This is a genomic window from Microcella sp. (assembly GCF_046296455.1).
In the GTDB taxonomy this organism is placed as follows: Bacteria; Actinomycetota; Actinomycetes; order Actinomycetales; family Microbacteriaceae; genus Microcella.
Map to the genome: position 1 here is coordinate 13,676 of NZ_JBKBLF010000027.1, position 15,245 is coordinate 28,920.

Consider the following 15,245-nt stretch of genomic DNA (forward strand, 5'->3'; position numbering starts at 1 on the left):
GCTCAGCCGACCGCATCCGGGTCGGCGGCCGTCGCGAACTCGTCGTTGAAGAGCGCCTCGAGCGCATCGTCGATGAGCTGCTGGTTCGGCACGTCGCCGCTCTCGACGAAGATCGGGCCGATGATGGCGAGCACGTCGCGCTGCGTCTGACCGGGAACATTGTCGATATCGATGACCGTCCGGGCGATGGTCGCCTCGGCGATCGCGATGTCAATGCCCGCCACCTCGGCGAGGATCGCCGCGGTCTCCTCCGGGTTCTCGAGCGCCCAGGCACGGGCCTTCTCGTAGGCGTTCACCACGAGCTGCGCGAGGTCGGGGTTGCTCGCGATGAACTCTTCGGTCGCGTTCAGGAATCCGTACGAGTTGAAATCGACGTTGTCGTAGATGATCTCCGCCGCGCCGTTGTAGACCGACGTCGAAAGCAGCGGGTCGAGACCCGACCAGGCGTCGACCGCACCCGTCTCGAGGGCCGTCTTGCCGTCGGCGTGCTGCAGGTTCTGCAGGCTGATGTCGTCGAGCGAGAGCCCGGCCTCGGCCAGCGCCTGCAGCAGGAAGAAGTACGGATCGGTGCCCTTCGTCGCGGCGACCGTGCGACCAGCGAGATCGGCGACCTCGGTGATGTCGCTGCCCGTCGGCACGGCGATCGCCGCCCAGTTCGGCTGGGTGTAGATGCTGATGGTCTGGATGGGGCTGCCGTTCGAGCGCGCCAGGAGCGCGGCCGAGCCGGCCGTCGAGCCGACGTCGATCGCGCCGGCGCGCAGCGCCTCGTTGGCCTTGTTCGAGCCGGCCGACTGCACCCACTCGACGGTCACGTCGTCACCGAGCTCGGCCTCCAGCCAGCCCTGATCCTTGATGATGAGGCTCAGCGGGTTGTAGGTAGCGAAGTCGAGGGTCAGCGTCGTGTCTGACCACTCCGATCCCTCTACGGGGGTGCCCGTCGAGGTGCCCTCACCGGCGACGCAGCCGGTCATGGCCAGAGCAGACACGGCGAGGGTCGCGGTCAGCAGGGTCAGACGGGTGCGGGTGCTCATGATGGCCTTTCGGTTGTCGGTCGGATGACCGGTCGTGGGGTGGGTGTCGCGGATGGAGCTGGTGGTGCGATCGAGAGGGCGACTAGTCGCCGTGGTGGCTCGGCACGCCGAGCGCGTCGAGCAGCTTCGCCCGGAGGCGCGTGAGCACGACCGAGGCGCGGTCGCGCGGTCGCGCACCCGGCACATCGAGGATCATGCTGATCGTGGCGCCCGGCCGGTCATGGCGGGTACCGAGCAGCACGATGCGGTCGGCGAGGGCGAGCGCCTCGTCGACGTCGTGCGTGACGAGCACGACCGTCGCCGGTTCGGCCCGGTGGATGTCGACGAGCAGATCCTGCATCGTCAACCGGGTCAGAGCATCCAGGGCCCCGAAGGGCTCGTCGAGCAAGAGCACGCCGGGCCCTCGCGCGAGCGCGCGAGCGAGCGAGACGCGCTGGGCCATGCCGCCCGAGATCTCGCGCGGCTTGAGGCCCGCCGCGTGGCTCAACTGCACGAGCTCGAGCAGCTCAGCGACGCGCGCGGCGCCCTGGACACGGTCGACGCCGCGCGGCAGGCCGAGCTCGACATTGCGGGCGACGGTGCGCCAGGGTAGCAGTCGCGGTTCTTGGAAGGCGACGGCCGAGCGCTGGTCAGCGGGGGCCACGGGCGTGCGGTCGATCGTCAGGGTGCCCGCAGTGGGGCGATCGAGGCCACTGATCTGGCGAAGGAGCGTGGACTTGCCGCAGCCCGAGGGGCCGAGCAGGGCCACGATCTCTCCCGGCGCGATCTCGAGCTGCACGTCGCGCAGCACCGTGCGCGCCTCTCCGCCCCGCGCCGCGGGGAAGGTACGCCCGATGCCGCGCAGCGAGACCGGCAGGGCCGGGGATACTGCGACGGACGTGCGCGAGGAGGAGGACATGACGCCACGGTACGAGGGGTGCTCTCGCGGCGGCAAACTCGCTCGACACGCGACGACACGGAGTGCAACACAACGTCACACAGACGTCGAGACCGCCGCGGAATCAGGCGCGGACGTCCTCCGCGATCGAGCCGAGCACGCCATTGACGAACGGCGCACTGTCGTCGGTCGAGAGCACGCTCGCCAACTCCATGGCCTCGGCGATCGCCACGGCCGTCGGAATCTCCGGGTTCTCACGCAACTCCCACGTCGCCATGCGCAGGATGGCGCGGTCGACGACGGGCATGCGCGCGAGGCTCCACCCCACGGCGTGCTGCTCGATGAGCGCATCGATCTCGGGGCGCGCCTCGTCGACGCCGCGCACGATCTGCTCGGCGTAGGGCCAGCTCGACGCACGCTGCGGCGCCGCAGCGGCTCGTCGCGCTTCGTCACCGAGCACCTCGGATATCGGCACTTGCCGCACGTCGGCGATGTAGAGCATGTCGAGAGCCCGCTTGCGGGCCTTGCTGCGGGCGCTCACTACTCGCTGACGCGACCCAGGTAGTCGCCCGTTCGCGTGTCGACCTTGACCTTGGTGCCTGTCTCGAGAAACAGCGGAACCTGAATCTCGTAGCCGGTCTCGACCGTCGCGGGCTTCGTGCCGCCCGTCGAGCGATCGCCCTGCAGGCCCGGCTCGGTGTAGGTGACCTCAAGCACGACCGAGGCCGGCAGGTCGAGGTACAGCGGGGCACCCTCGTTCATGGCGATCGTGACGATCTGGTTCTCGAGCATGAAGTTCGCGGCGTCGCCGACGACCGACGCCGGAACGGTGACCTGCTCGTAGTCGCTCGTGTCCATGAAGACATAGTCGGCGCCGTCCTGGTACAGGTACTGGTAATCGCGGCGGTCGACGATCGCGAAATCGACCTTGGTGCCGGCGTTGAAGGTCTTGTCGACGACCTTGCCGCTCATGACGTTGCGCATCTTGGTACGCACGAAGGCACCGCCCTTGCCGGGCTTGACGTGCTGAAACTCGATGACGTTCCACAGCTGGCCGTCGAGGTTGAGCACGCTGCCGTTCTTGATGTCGTTCGTCGTCGCCATGAGTCTGAGAAGTCCGTTCCGATGAGAAGCAGTGAGGTCGGGCACGCGCGAGCGCGCCGCCGCGAAAGTCTAGTCGACGGTCGCGAGACCGCCCCTACCGGCCGTGCAGCAGGTGCTCGAGGGCGAGCCGGTACGAGCCGAAGCCGAAGCCCGCGATGACGCCCGTCGCGACGGCCGAGATCACGCTCGTGTGCCGGAACTCCTCGCGCGCGTGCGGGTTCGACAGGTGAACCTCGATGACCGGGATGCCCGCTTCGGTCACGAGAGCGACCGCGTCGCGCAGGGCGTAGCTGTAGTGCGTGAAGGCCGCGGGGTTCAGGATGACCGGGGTGCGGGCATCCACCGATTCATGCAACCAGCCGATGAGCTCGGCCTCGTCGTTCGACTGCCGCAGGTCGATTTCGACGCGCCCAGCCGCCGCGCCGAGCTCGGCCCGCAGCTCGTCGAGCGTCGCCGTGCCGTAGATCTCGGGCTCGCGCGTGCCGAGGCGGTTGAGATTGGGCCCGTTGAGTACGAACACGCGAGTGACGGCGGTCATGGCCCCAGCCTATTGCGCCGGGCGCTGGCCGAGACGGACCTCGAGATCGACGATGCGATCAGCGGGCACGATCTCGAGGAGCCGGTGAACGATCGCGTCGGCGCCCTTCCACGCCGCGAAGGCGATCTCGAGGCTCCAGCTCGCGCGGGTCGTGATCTCGACTCCCGCCTGCGATCGCAGCAGCAGGGCGGTGTCAGAGAGGTCGACGACCCAGCCGGTCGCGCCGTCCGTGATCATGAGCAGCGCGTCGTCGAGCACCAGGCTGGACCCCGCCATCGGCGATCCGCGCCGGCCCTTCGCCGTGAGTGTTCGCCCCGACGCCCCCCGGGCAGCCCAGGTGAGCGTCGAGCGCTGCGGCCAGTCCGCGCCCGGCAGCGTCGGCGTCGTCAGGCGCCAGTGCTCGGCCGTCGCGTCGTCGACTCCGCCACTCGCACCGTTGACCGTGACGACCAGGCCCTCGGCCACCGGTCTCAGCGCGGCGGCCAGCTCGCTGGCGCCGAGGTCGCGCACCATCTCGATCGCCGTCTCGGCGTCGGTGCGAGGTCGACGCCACGCCAGAGACAGAGCCGTTGCCGCTGCGTGGGCGTCACGGCCGCCCTCGCTGCCGAGGTCGTCGAGCAGTCGTGAACGCGTGCGCTCGAGCAGCCCGGGGTCGAAGGAGCCGGCGGTATGCCGGTCGAGCATTTCCAGCAGCACGCCCAGTGCCGGGGTCGACTGGGCGGGCTGGGGATCGAGGTACATCGCGAGGGTTCGCAGCTCGCGCGTGTGGCTCAGGTACTCGCTCATGACCGAGTAGATGAGGCTGCGGTCGTGGCGCAGCTCGCTCATGATGCTCGACTCGAGCAGCGTTCCCAGAAACGCGGAGACCGGCCAGTCGCCCGCAACGTCGAACGACAGTGCGAGGGGCGCGGCTTCCGACCACGCCCACGACCACTCCGTCAGCGGATCCGGTGCTGCCTCGACCGCGCGCGCCCAGCCCTCCGGTGCCGGCGGCAGGTCGATGTCGAGGTCGAGGTCGACCTCGCCCAGCACGAGCAGTGCGGCGTTGTCGCGATGCAGGTGCGCGCACACCCAGTCGACCACGTGCTCGGGAGACATGCGGTCGATCGTCGGGGCCCCGAACTCGGCGAGGGCCTGGCCGTGATAACCGAACCGCCGTGCCAACGGACCGGCCGTCGGCAGGAGGTTGATTCCCATCTCTGCGTCGATCGCCGCCACATCACGATGCAGCTCGCTGACCTCGCCCGCCGCCACTCGTCGAATCGATGCGGTCACTGCCGCCACGAAATCACGCAGCTGGTGCGGCGCTCCCCCAGCGAAGAATGTCATCGCGTCGCGCTCGGTCACGGCGTTGTGCTCGCCCACGGGGACGCCGACCCCGCGCATCACGACGTGCTCGACCAGGTGCGGCAGGCCCGCGCTCGCGATCGACGCCGAATCCTGCCCACTGCCGAAGACCAGGGCGATCTGCGCGTCGCCCGGTCGGGATCGATGCACGACCGGAACGCCGGACGCGGTGGTGCCCACGTGAAGATCGGTCATGACCTCATTCTGACCGATCGTCGACCTGCTACTCGCCCACCTCTTGGTAGGCGGCGAAGAGCATCGACTCGTCGGTGCCGTTGAGCACGCGCGGCCGGGCCACGTCGTCGAGCACGATGAACCGCAGCATGCCCGCCCTGGCCTTCTTGTCGCGCTGCATCGTGGCGAGCAGGGTCTTCCAGCGGCCGAGCGGGTAGCCCGTGGGCAGGGTGAGCGAGGCGAGGATGCGCCGAGTGCGGTCGACCTGCTCGGCCGGTAGCGAGCCGGCGAGGTGCGAGAGCTCGGCCGCGAAGACCATGCCGATCGCGATCGCTGCCCCGTGCCGCCAGCGGTAGCGCTCGGCGTGCTCGATCGCGTGGCCGAGGGTGTGGCCGTAGTTGAGGATCTCGCGCCGGCCCTGCTCGGTGAAGTCGTCACTGACGACAGCGGCCTTGACGCGGATGCTGCGCTCGATCAGTTCGCGGAAGACGGGGCTCTCGCGGTCGGTCGCGACGCTCACATCGGCCTCGAGCAGCTCGAGGATGACGGGATCGGCGATGAAGCCGCACTTCACGACCTCGGCGAACCCGGCGAGGATCTCGTTCTGGGGCAGGCCGGCGAGCAGGTCGAGGTCGACGAGCACGGCCGTGGGCGCCCAGAACGCGCCGACGAGGTTCTTGCCCTCGGCGGTGTTGATCCCGGTCTTGCCGCCGACGGCCGCGTCGACCATGCCGAGCACGGTCGTCGGCACCTGCACGACGGCGACGCCGCGCAGCCACGTGGCGGCGACGAAGCCCGCGAGATCGGTCGTGGCTCCCCCACCCAAGCCCACCACGGCATCCGTTCGGGTGAAATCTGTCTGGCCCATGATCTGCCAGCAGAAGGCCGCCACCTCGATGCGCTTCGCACCTTCGGCATCGGGCACCTCGGCGAGCAGCACCTCGACCCGACCAGCGAGCTGGGTGCGCAGCGCCTCGGCCTGCTCGGCGAGCGGCGGGGCGTGGATGACGAGCACCTTGGTGGCAGCGGGCGGCAGCGCGGAGGGCAGGTCGGCGAGCAGCCCGCGGCCCACGCGCACCTCGTAGGGCGAGGTTCCCGTGACGGGGATGACGGTCGTGTCGGTCATGATCCTCCGGCCGCAGCGGCGCGCTCGCGCGCCCACTCGGCGATCTCGTCGGCGATGTGGTCGATGGGGCGCGACGAGGTGTCCCACGTCGCGGCGGCGAGGGTCGTGTAGGTCGGCATGCGGCGCGCGACGAGCTCGACCCAGGCGCCGATGCCGTCGCGCACGAGCGGTCGGGTGTCGGGGTCGAGTCGTTCGGCGGCCGCGTCGGGCGTGATCGTGAGCAGCACGACGGGCTGGCCCTCGAGCGCTGCGGCCACGCTCGGGGTCATGACGGCTCCCCCGCCCAGCGCGACGATCGCGCCCGGCTGCTGCAGGGCGTCGGCGACCGCCTCGGCCTCGAGCGCCCGGAAGGCTGCCTCACCCTGCTCGGCGAAGATCTCGGGGATCGGGCCGTGGACGGCTGCGATCTGCTTGTCGGTGTCGACGACCGGCGCATTCAGGATGCGCCCGAGCCGCTTGCCGACGCGCGACTTGCCGGCGGCGGGCGGGCCGATGAGCACGACGAGCGGGCCCGTGCCGCGCCCCTGCCCGGCGGCGTCAGCCACGGCCGTCGGAGACCGCCGTCGTGAGCGTCGCGGGGATCGCCGCGAGGTAGCCCTCGAGGTTGCGGCGGGTCTCGGCGATCGAGTCGCCCCCGAACTTCTCGAGCACCGCCTCGGCGAGCACGAGCGCGACCATCGCCTCGGCGACGACGCCCGCGGCGGGCACGGCGCACACGTCGGAGCGCTGGTGGTGGGCGGCGGCGGCCTCGCCCGTCGAGGTGTCGACCGTGCGCAAGGCGTGGGGCACGGTCGCGATGGGCTTCATGCCCGCGCGCACGCGCAGCACCGTTCCCGTGCTCATGCCGCCCTCGGTTCCGCCCGCGCGGTCGCTCAGCCGCTCAACGAGCCCGTCGTCGACGACGAGCTCGTCGTGCGCGGCCGAGCCGCGTCGGCGCGTGGTCTCGAAGCCGTCGCCGACCTCGACGCCTTTGATGGCCTGGATGCCCATGAGCGCCGCGGCGAGCTTGGCGTCCAGCCGGCGGTCCCAGTGCACGTACGAGCCGAGCCCCGGCGGCACGCCGTAGGCGAGCACCTCGACCACGCCGCCGAGCGTGTCGCCGTCTTTGTGGGCCGCGTCGACCTCGGCGACCATCGCCGCGCTCGTCTCGGCGTGCAGGCAGCGCAGCGGGTCGGCGTCGAGGCGGTCGACGTCATCGGGCAGCGGCAGCGGCGCGTCGTCGGGCACGCGCACGGGCCCGATCGCGAGCGTGTGGGCGACGAGCCGGATACCGAGCTCTCCGAGGAACGACCGCGCGACGGCGCCGAGCGCGACGCGGGCCGCGGTCTCGCGCGCGCTCGCGCGCTCGAGCACGGGGCGAGACTCGTCGAAGCCGTACTTCTGCATGCCGACGAGGTCGGCGTGCCCGGGGCGCGGCCGCGTGAGCGGTGCCCCGCGTGCTCCGGTGAGCTCGGCCGGGTCGACGGGGTCGGCGCTCATGATCGTGGTCCACTTGGGCCACTCGGTGTTGCCGATGCGCAGGGCGATGGGGCTGCCCATGCTCAGGCCGTGGCGCACACCGCCCGAGATCGTGAGCTCGTCCTGCTCGAACTTCATGCGGGCACCGCGCCCGTAGCCGAGCTTGCGGCGCTGCATGTCGGCCTGGATGGCCTCGCGCAGCACGGGCACGCCCGCGGGCATCCCCTCGAGCACGGCGATCAATTCAGGGCCGTGGGATTCCCCGGCGGTCAACCAGCGCAGCATGCCCCCATCCTCCCATGATCGATGCGGGCAGGATGCCGCGAGCCGGCTCAGACGGCGTCGAGCGCCGCGCGCATTGCGGCCTCGACACCCGCCTCATCGCCGAGCGGCGAATCGGTCTGGCCCGAGACGAAGAACCGCACCTGGCGCACCGCCTGGTGCAGCAGCATGTCGCGCCCCGAGGCGATGCGCCCGCCGACCTCGAGCCACTGGGCGGCGAGCGGTCCCGGCCAGGGGTGGTAGGTCACGTCGAGCGCGACCGCCGTAGTGCGGGCGTCGAACGGCAGCTGCTGGCGCAGACCGACGCCGTTCGGAAGCGTCCACGCGACCACGTCGGCACCCTCGACGACGTGCTCGAGATCGCCGAGCCGCACGACGTCGAGCTCGAGCCCGAGATCGTCGGCAAGCTGCGCGAGCGCTGCGGTGCGGGCGGGTTCGCGCACGGCGACGGTCACGCTGCGCACCCCGAGCCCGTCGAGCGCCACGAGCACCGAGCGGGCCGTGGCTCCCGCGCCTGCGACGACGGCGTGCCGTGCGCTCTCGAGCCCGGCGTCGAGCAGAGACCGCTCGATGCCGGCGACATCGGTGTTGCGCGCGATGCGACGTCCGTCGTCGGTCAGCACGAGGGTGTTCGCGGCGCCGGTCAGCGAGACGGCGTCGTCCCATTCGTCGGCGAGACGGTACAACTCCTCTTTGAGCGGCATCGTCGCCGACAGCCCTCGCCAGCTGCGGTCGAGACCGTCGACGAAGCCGCGCAGCTCGTGCTCGCGCACCTCGTGCCGGTCGTACTGCCAGTCGAGGCCGAGTTGCCGGTAGGCCGCCCCGTGCAGCACGGGCGAGAGCGAGTGCTCGACGGGGTGCCCGAGCACCCCGAGACGCCTACGCACAGTAGGCCGCATTCTCCTCACTCGCGCGGCACCAGGCCCGCAGCTGGGCCACGCCCTGCTCGTGCTGAGCGATCGTCTCCGAAAACTTCGTCTCGCCCGTCGCGAGGTTGACGGTCACGAAGAAGAACCACGGACCGTCGGCAGGGTTGAGCACCGCGTCGATCGCGACATCGCCCGGCGCCGCGATCGGGCCGATCGGCAGCCCCTCGATGACGTAGGTGTTGTAGGGGTTGTCGGCGTCGAGGGCGTCTCCGCTCGACCAGACCGAGCCCGTCTCGCCCGCGCCGTACTGCGTCGACGAGTCGAACTCGAGCCGCCAGCCGCCCGCGAGCCGGTTTTCGATGACGCGCGAGACACGGTAGAAGTCGTCGGCGAGCCGCGCCTCGCGCTGGATGAGCGATGCCTTCGTGAGCACCGTGTGGCGATCCTCGACCGCGACCCCCGCCGCGTCGAGCCGCGAGAACATCTCGTCGACGAGCACGCGGATGTGGTCTTCGGCCGTCGTGTTCGGCTCGAACGTGTACGTGGCCGGGAACAGGTAGCCCTCGATATTCGGCGCGATCTCGGGGATGCCGTAGATCGACGGGTCGGCGATGGCGGCCTCGTAGTCGGCGATCGGCAGCCCCGTGCCCGCCGACAGCGCTTCGATGACCTCACCCGCGCGCAGGCCCTCGCGCACGGTGGCGCTGAGCTCGACCTTATTGGCCGGGTCGAGCAGGGCATCCAGCGCGGACTGCGCCGACATCTGCTCTTGCAGCCGGTAGGTGCCCGGAATGAAGGCGATGGTATCGTCGGCGAGCAGCAGGTCGTAAAACGCGTCGAAGGTCATCGTCACGCCCTGCTCGACGAGCGAGGTCGCAACATCAGCGCCGATCTCTCCCGAGTAGATCGTCACGAGCACCTCGGTGCCGTTGCCGCTGCCCTCGAAGTCGTTCGGCAGTTCCCAGCCGAGCACCTCGCGCACCTGCTCTTCGTAATTCGTCCAGACGTACCACGCGCCGGCTGCGGCGATGCCGGCCAGAAGCGAGAAGATTCCGAGCACGACCCAGGGCCATCGCCGACGACGGCGCGGCGCCCCGCCCGACGGGCCACGACCGCGGCCAGAGCCGCGACGCGACTCGCTCTCGCGGGCGGCCCGTCGACTGGCCGGGGCCTCGCCGACGCTCGTCGCCGGGCTCGCCGGTGCGCTCGGCGCGGCGCCGGGCTCGCTCGGCTGCGAGCGGAAGATGTCGTCCCAGGGATCGGAGTCGGTCACGCGGTCGGTCGTCCTTCGTGCGGCTCGACGAGCGCGCCGGGCGGGTTCCCGGTCGAGCGCTCGAGGTCGAGGGCGTGCTGGAGCAGGATAACAGCGGCGGCCTGGTCGACCACGGAGCGGGAGTTCTTCGCCGTGCGTCCGGCCTCGCGCAGTCCGCGGGCGGCGCTGACGGTCGTCAATCGCTCGTCGACGAGGCGCACGGGCACCGGCAGCAGCGCGGCGAGCTGCTCGGCCATATCGCGGGAGTCGGCCGTCGACGCGGTCTCGGCTCCGCTGAGCGACAACGGCAGGCCCACGATCACCTCGATCGCCTCGTGCTCGTCGACGATGCGCCGGATGCTCTCGACGGGCTGCTCGCGCCGGGCGAGCGTCTCGACCGGCGTGGCGAGCATGCCGTGCGGATCGCTGCGCGCGACTCCCACGCGGGCACGGCCCACGTCGATGCCGAGCCGCACGCCCGTGCGCACGCTCAGTGCCGCAGCTCTGCGAGCACGGCCTCGACCGCCGCGGGGATCGCCGACGGGTCGGCGCCCCCGCCCTGGGCGAGGTCGTCCTTGCCGCCGCCCCCGCCGCCGAGCACGCCGGAGGCGGTGCGCGCGAGCGCCCCGGCCTTCGCGCCCGCGTCGCGCGCGGCCTGCGTCGTCGCGACGATGACCGTGGCCTTGCCCGCGACCTCGGCGGCGAGCACGACGACCGTGGGGCCGTCGTTCAGGCGGCCGCGCACGCTCGTGGCGAGCATCCGCACGTCGTCGGCCGACCCGAGCGTGCCGAGGTTCTCGGCGACGACGGTGTAGCCGCCGAGCGTCGTGGCTGCCGCGACGAGCGCGGGCACGCGCTCGGTGAGGCGCGCCGACTCGTACTGCGCGATCGTCTTCTCGGCCGCCTTGAGCTGGGCGCTCAGGTCGGCGATGCGCTCGGCAAGCTGGTCGCGCGGCGTCTTGAGGCTGCTCGTGAGCTGATGCACGAGCGCGCGCTCGGCCGCGAACTCGCGAAAAGCCTCGAGCCCCACGAGGGCCTCGACGCGGCGGTTGGTCGAGCCCACCGACGACTCGCTCACCAGGCTGATCATGCCGATCTCGGCCGAGGCGCCGACATGCGTGCCCGCGCAGAGCTCGCGCGACCAGGGGCCCCCGATGTCGACGACGCGCACGGTCTCGCCGTACTTCTCGCCGAAGAGCGCCATCGCGCCGAGCGACTTGGCCTCGTCGAGCGCCATGACGCGCGTCTGCACGGGCAGGTTGTCGCGCACCGCGATGTTGCTGATCTCCTCGATCTCGCTGCGCGTCGCCGGGCTGAGCGCCTGGTTCCAGCTGAAGTCGAGCCGCATGTAGCCGGCCTTGTTGTACGAGCCGGACTGGTGGGCGTCGCCGCCGAGCGTCTGCCGCAGCGCGGCGTGGATCACGTGCGTGGCCGAGTGCGCCTGGGTCGCCGAACGGCGGTAGACCGGGTCGACCTGCGTGCGCGCGGCGTCGCCGACGTGCACCTCGCCCGAGCGCACCTGCACGGTGTGGCTGATGAGCCCCTTGACGGGCTTCTGCACATCGAGCACCTCGAGGTCGAAGCCGCTGCCGACGATCGCGCCCTCGTCGCTGTCTTGACCACCCGACTCGGCGTAGAGCGTCGTCTCGGCGAGGATCACCTCGGCGATGTCGCCCGCCTGAGCGACGGGCACACTCTGGCCGCCCACGAGGATTCCGAGGATGGTCGTCTCGGTCTCGAGCTCGTCGTAGCCGAGGAAGGCCGTCTCACCCGCCGCGCGGAACTCGCCGTAGACGCTGAGGTCGGCGAGGGCGCCCTTCTTCGACTTCGCGTCGAGCTTGGCGCGCGTGCGCTGCTCAGCCATGAGGCGGTCGAACTCGGCGCGGTCGACGGTGAGGCCGTTCTCCTCCGCCATCTCGAGCGTGAGATCGAGCGGGAACCCGAAGGTGTCGTGCAGCTGGAAGACCGTGTCGCCCGGCAGGGTCGAGGCGCCCGATGCTGTCGTCTCGGCCACGGCGAGGTCGAGGATCGTCGTGCCCGCCGCGAGCGTGCGTAGGAAGGCCTCTTCTTCGCCGAGCGCGAGCCGCGAGACGCGATCGTAGTGCTCGGTGATCTCGGGGTAGGCGGCGCTCATCGCATCGCGCGACGCGGCGAAGAGCACGTCGAAGCTCGGCGCGTCGACCCCGAGCAGCCGCATGGCCCGGATGCTGCGCCGCAGCAGGCGGCGCAGGATGTAGCCCCGGCCCTCGTTGCCCGGTGCGACGCCATCCGTCATGAGCATGAGGGACGAGCGAACGTGGTCGGCGATGACGCGCATGCGCACGTCGTCGCCGTGGTCGGCACCGTAGCGGCGCCCCGAGAGCTCGGCAGCGGCATCCAGCACCGGACGCACCTGATCGATCTCGTACATGTTCTCGACGCCCTGGGTCAGGAATGCGACGCGCTCCATGCCCATGCCGGTGTCGATGTTCTTGTTCGGCAGCTCGCCGAGGATCTCGAAGTCGTTCTTGCCGGTGCCCTCGCCCCGCAGGTACTGCATGAAGACGAGGTTCCAGATCTCGACGTAGCGGTCGTCGTCGGTCGCCGGGCCGCCGTCGACACCGTAGGCGGGTCCGCGGTCGAAGAAGATCTCGGAGCACGGGCCGGCGGGGCCGGGCTGACCGGTCGACCAGTAGTTCGTGTCCATGTCGAGGCGCTGAATACGGTCGTCGGGCAGGCCCGCGATCTTCTTCCAGAGCGCGATGGCCTCGTCGTCGTCTTTGTAGACCGTGACCCAGAGGTCCTTCTCCTGGAAGCCCAGGCCGCCGTCGGTCTGCGAGGTCGTGAGCAGCTCCCAGGCGTACCCGATCGCGCCCTCTTTGAAGTAGTCGCCGAACGAGAAGTTGCCGTTCATCTGGAAGAAGGTGCCGTGGCGCGGCGTCTTGCCCACTTCTTCGATGTCATTGGTGCGGATGCACTTCTGCACGCTCGTCGCGCGCGGGTACGGAGCGGGCACGACCCCCGTGAGGTAGGGCACGAAGGGCACCATGCCGGCGACCGTGAACAGCAGGGTCGGGTCGTCGCTGACGAGGGAGGCGGAGGGCACGACCGTGTGACCGCGGGTTCCGAAGAACTCGAGCCACCGGCGCTGGATGTCGGCGGTCTGCATGAGGGGCTGTGGCGTCCTGGATCGAGGGTGAGAGACGGGGCGCGGAGCCCCGTCGACTACTTGAGGCGGTTCGTGAGGTCGGCGATCGTGTCTTCGGCCTCGGCGACGGCGGCGCGCAGCTCGGCCTCGCGCTGCTTGTAGCCGTCGACGACGGCCGAGCCGAACTCGCGGGCCTTCGAGTCGACGTCGTCGAAGAACTGCTTGCCCTGCGGGGTCTTCGAGACCTGGTGGGCGGCGACGAAGCCGAGCGCGATGCCGACGATGAGCCAAGCGGCGTTCTTCATGAGTGCTCCCTCGTGAGAAGTCGAGTGTGGTGGGTCACCAGCCTAGCGGCCGAACGCGAACGGGGGCCCGGCGCGATGCCGGGCCCCCGTTCGACGGAGTGTGCTGCGAGCGACTAGCGCGCGGCGTAGTACTCGACGACGAGCTGGACCTCGCAGGTCACGGGAACCTCGGCGCGCTTGGGGCGGCGCACGAGTCGCGACTGCAGCGTGGAGAGCTCGACCTCGAGGTAGGCCGGAACCTTGGGGAGCACGTCGACGTGACCGCCGGCAGCGGCGACCTGGAACGGCTCGGTGCCTTCGGAGCGCGGCTTGACGTGGATCAGCTGACCCGGCTTGACGCGGAACGAGGGGCGGTCGACGAGCTGGCCGTCGACCATGATGTGACGGTGCACGACCATCTGACGGGCCTGTGCCGTGGTGCGGGCGAAGCCCGAGCGCAGCACGAGCGCGTCGAGACGCATCTCGAGCAGCTCGACGAGGTTCTCACCGGTCAGGCCGGCCGAACGACGGGCCTCGTTGAAGGCGATCTTGAGCTGGGCCTCGCGGATGCCGTACTGGGCACGGAGACGCTGCTTCTCGCGCAGACGAACCGCGTAGTCGCTATCGGCCTTGCGCTTGGTGCGGCCGTGCTCACCGGGAGCGTAGGGGCGCTTCTCGAGGTACTTGGCGGCCTTCGGGGTGAGGGCGATGCCGAGCGCGCGCGAGAGACGGGTCTTGCTGCGAGTGCGTGACTTGGTAGACACGGTTTCCTTCCATGGGCGTGGCCGAGAATTTCAGCGGCTCACGGGCGTACACCGCTCCGTCCGGTCCGGACGCACGCCGAGGCGTTCCGGTGGAGGCTACGAGGGAGGGTGTGCCCATATCTGACGGGCCGAGCAAGCCTACCAGAGGCCGGGCCGACCGTCAGTCGGCCGCCGCCTCGCCCCGCGTGATCGCGCGCAGCTTCGCCAGCCGCGCCGCGATCTCGCGCTCGTGACCGCGCTCGGTCGGCCGGTAGTACTCGGTGCCGACGAGCGGGTCGGGAAGGTACTGCTGATCGGCGACTCCCACAGGCTCATCGTGCGGGTAGACGTAGCCCTTGCCGTGCCCGAGCCGCTTCGCACCGGGGTAGTGCGCGTCGCGCAGCGGTTTCGGCACCCGACCGAGACGCCCCGCGCGCACATCGGCGATCGCGGCATCGATGCCGACGTAGGCGGCGTTCGACTTCGGTGCCGTCGCGAGATAGACGACCGCCTCGGCAAGCGGGATGCGCCCCTCGGGCATGCCGATGAGCTGCACGGCCTGGGCCGCCGCGACGGCGATCGGCAGCGCCTGCGGGTCGGCCGTTCCGATGTCTTCTGCCGCCGAGATGATGACGCGCCGCGCGATGAAGCGCACGTCCTCCCCCGCCTCGATCATGCGGGCCAGGTAGTGCAGCGCGGCGTCGGGGTCGCTGCCCCGGATCGACTTGATGAAGGCGCTGATGACGTCGTAGTGCTCATCGCCCTGCTTGTCGTAGCGCAGCAGCGCGCGATCGACGGCCGCCGAGACGATCTCAGCGGTGATGACCGGATGCCCCTCCCCCGCCTCGCTGCCCGCCGCGGCCGACTGCGCCCCGGCTTCGAGCGCCGTGAGCGCGCGCCGCGCGTCGCCCGAGGCGAGCCGCACGATCGCCTCGCGCGCGGCGGGCTCGAGCTCGACCCGGCCGGCGAGCCCGCGCGGGTCGGCGGCCGCGCGGTCGACGAGCAGCCCGCGGTCGTCGTGGCTCAGCGTCTC

Annotated in this window: 15 protein-coding genes and 1 pseudogene; all 16 read right to left on the bottom strand. The window is 70.8% G+C overall.

What is annotated here, in order from left to right:
* Nucleotides 1-2 precede the first annotated feature (2 nt).
* The gene (locus tag ACK4HH_RS11705) at nucleotides 3-1,031 is read right to left on the bottom strand and encodes an aliphatic sulfonate ABC transporter substrate-binding protein (protein WP_409652068.1); all 1,029 of its coding nucleotides are present in this window, start codon (nucleotides 1,029-1,031) and stop codon (nucleotides 3-5) included.
* 82 nt (nucleotides 1,032-1,113) lie between these two features.
* On the bottom strand, nucleotides 1,114-1,929 hold the full coding sequence (locus tag ACK4HH_RS11710; RefSeq protein WP_409652071.1) for an ABC transporter ATP-binding protein: 816 nt from the start codon (nucleotides 1,927-1,929) through the stop codon (nucleotides 1,114-1,116).
* Between the two features lie 103 nt (nucleotides 1,930-2,032).
* Nucleotides 2,033-2,449 carry a transcription antitermination factor NusB gene (nusB, locus tag ACK4HH_RS11715; protein WP_409652074.1) on the bottom strand — a complete coding sequence of 139 codons (417 nt, stop codon included), beginning with the start codon at nucleotides 2,447-2,449 and terminating at the stop codon, nucleotides 2,033-2,035.
* Entirely contained in the window at nucleotides 2,449-3,012 is a 564-nt protein-coding gene (gene efp, locus ACK4HH_RS11720) for an elongation factor P (protein WP_409652077.1), read from the bottom strand. Before efp ends, nusB begins: the two co-directional genes overlap by 1 nt.
* 94 nt (nucleotides 3,013-3,106) lie before the next feature.
* Nucleotides 3,107-3,550 (bottom strand): type II 3-dehydroquinate dehydratase, encoded by a 444-nt coding sequence (gene aroQ / locus ACK4HH_RS11725; RefSeq protein WP_409652080.1) that lies wholly within the window; start codon nucleotides 3,548-3,550, stop codon nucleotides 3,107-3,109.
* Between the two features lie 9 nt (nucleotides 3,551-3,559).
* Nucleotides 3,560-5,092: an insulinase family protein gene (locus tag ACK4HH_RS11730; protein WP_409652083.1), complete on the bottom strand. Its 1,533-nt coding sequence runs from the start codon at nucleotides 5,090-5,092 to the stop codon at nucleotides 3,560-3,562.
* A gap of 28 nt (nucleotides 5,093-5,120) precedes the next feature.
* Nucleotides 5,121-6,197, bottom strand: a complete 1,077-nt coding sequence (gene aroB, locus ACK4HH_RS11735; protein ID WP_409652086.1) for a 3-dehydroquinate synthase — start codon at nucleotides 6,195-6,197, stop codon at nucleotides 5,121-5,123.
* Entirely contained in the window at nucleotides 6,194-6,742 is a 549-nt protein-coding gene (locus ACK4HH_RS11740; protein ID WP_409652089.1) for a shikimate kinase, read from the bottom strand. Before ACK4HH_RS11740 ends, aroB begins: the two co-directional genes overlap by 4 nt.
* Nucleotides 6,735-7,940 carry a chorismate synthase gene (gene aroC / locus ACK4HH_RS11745; RefSeq protein WP_409652092.1) on the bottom strand — a complete coding sequence of 402 codons (1,206 nt, stop codon included), beginning with the start codon at nucleotides 7,938-7,940 and terminating at the stop codon, nucleotides 6,735-6,737. The genes ACK4HH_RS11740 and aroC overlap by 8 nt, the downstream gene beginning before the upstream one ends.
* A gap of 47 nt (nucleotides 7,941-7,987) precedes the next feature.
* On the bottom strand, nucleotides 7,988-8,806 hold the full coding sequence (locus tag ACK4HH_RS11750) for a shikimate dehydrogenase (RefSeq protein ID WP_409652095.1): 819 nt from the start codon (nucleotides 8,804-8,806) through the stop codon (nucleotides 7,988-7,990).
* 10 nt (nucleotides 8,807-8,816) lie between these two features.
* Entirely contained in the window at nucleotides 8,817-10,079 is a 1,263-nt protein-coding gene (gene mltG, locus ACK4HH_RS11755; protein ID WP_409652098.1) for an endolytic transglycosylase MltG, read from the bottom strand.
* Nucleotides 10,076-10,546 (bottom strand): Holliday junction resolvase RuvX, encoded by a 471-nt coding sequence (ruvX, locus tag ACK4HH_RS11760; RefSeq protein ID WP_409652101.1) that lies wholly within the window; start codon nucleotides 10,544-10,546, stop codon nucleotides 10,076-10,078. Before ruvX ends, mltG begins: the two co-directional genes overlap by 4 nt.
* Nucleotides 10,547-10,548: 2 nt before the next feature.
* Nucleotides 10,549-13,206 (bottom strand): alanine--tRNA ligase, encoded by a 2,658-nt coding sequence (gene alaS / locus ACK4HH_RS11765; RefSeq protein ID WP_409652103.1) that lies wholly within the window; start codon nucleotides 13,204-13,206, stop codon nucleotides 10,549-10,551.
* A 56-nt stretch (nucleotides 13,207-13,262) separates the two neighbouring features.
* Nucleotides 13,263-13,490 carry a hypothetical protein gene (locus tag ACK4HH_RS11770; protein ID WP_409652106.1) on the bottom strand — a complete coding sequence of 76 codons (228 nt, stop codon included), beginning with the start codon at nucleotides 13,488-13,490 and terminating at the stop codon, nucleotides 13,263-13,265.
* 113 nt (nucleotides 13,491-13,603) lie between these two features.
* Nucleotides 13,604-14,233: a 30S ribosomal protein S4 gene (gene rpsD, locus ACK4HH_RS11775; protein ID WP_409652109.1), complete on the bottom strand. Its 630-nt coding sequence runs from the start codon at nucleotides 14,231-14,233 to the stop codon at nucleotides 13,604-13,606.
* Nucleotides 14,234-14,393: 160 nt separating this feature from the next.
* Nucleotides 14,394-15,245 (bottom strand): annotated as a pseudogene (locus ACK4HH_RS11780) (replication-associated recombination protein A); the annotation flags it as partial.

Coding starts and splice junctions, on each gene's coding strand:
- ACK4HH_RS11730 (WP_409652083.1), bottom strand. CDS start 5,092: ATGACCGATCTTCACGTGGGCACCACCGCGTCCGGCGTTCCGGTCGTG.
- aroQ (WP_409652080.1), bottom strand. CDS start 3,550: ATGACCGCCGTCACTCGCGTGTTCGTACTCAACGGGCCCAATCTCAAC.
- efp (WP_409652077.1), bottom strand. CDS start 3,012: ATGGCGACGACGAACGACATCAAGAACGGCAGCGTGCTCAACCTCGAC.
- aroC (WP_409652092.1), bottom strand. CDS start 7,940: ATGCTGCGCTGGTTGACCGCCGGGGAATCCCACGGCCCTGAATTGATC.
- aroB (WP_409652086.1), bottom strand. CDS start 6,197: ATGACCGACACGACCGTCATCCCCGTCACGGGAACCTCGCCCTACGAG.
- ACK4HH_RS11705 (WP_409652068.1), bottom strand. CDS start 1,031: ATGAGCACCCGCACCCGTCTGACCCTGCTGACCGCGACCCTCGCCGTG.
- alaS (WP_409652103.1), bottom strand. CDS start 13,206: ATGCAGACCGCCGACATCCAGCGCCGGTGGCTCGAGTTCTTCGGAACC.
- ACK4HH_RS11710 (WP_409652071.1), bottom strand. CDS start 1,929: ATGTCCTCCTCCTCGCGCACGTCCGTCGCAGTATCCCCGGCCCTGCCG.
- ACK4HH_RS11770 (WP_409652106.1), bottom strand. CDS start 13,490: ATGAAGAACGCCGCTTGGCTCATCGTCGGCATCGCGCTCGGCTTCGTC.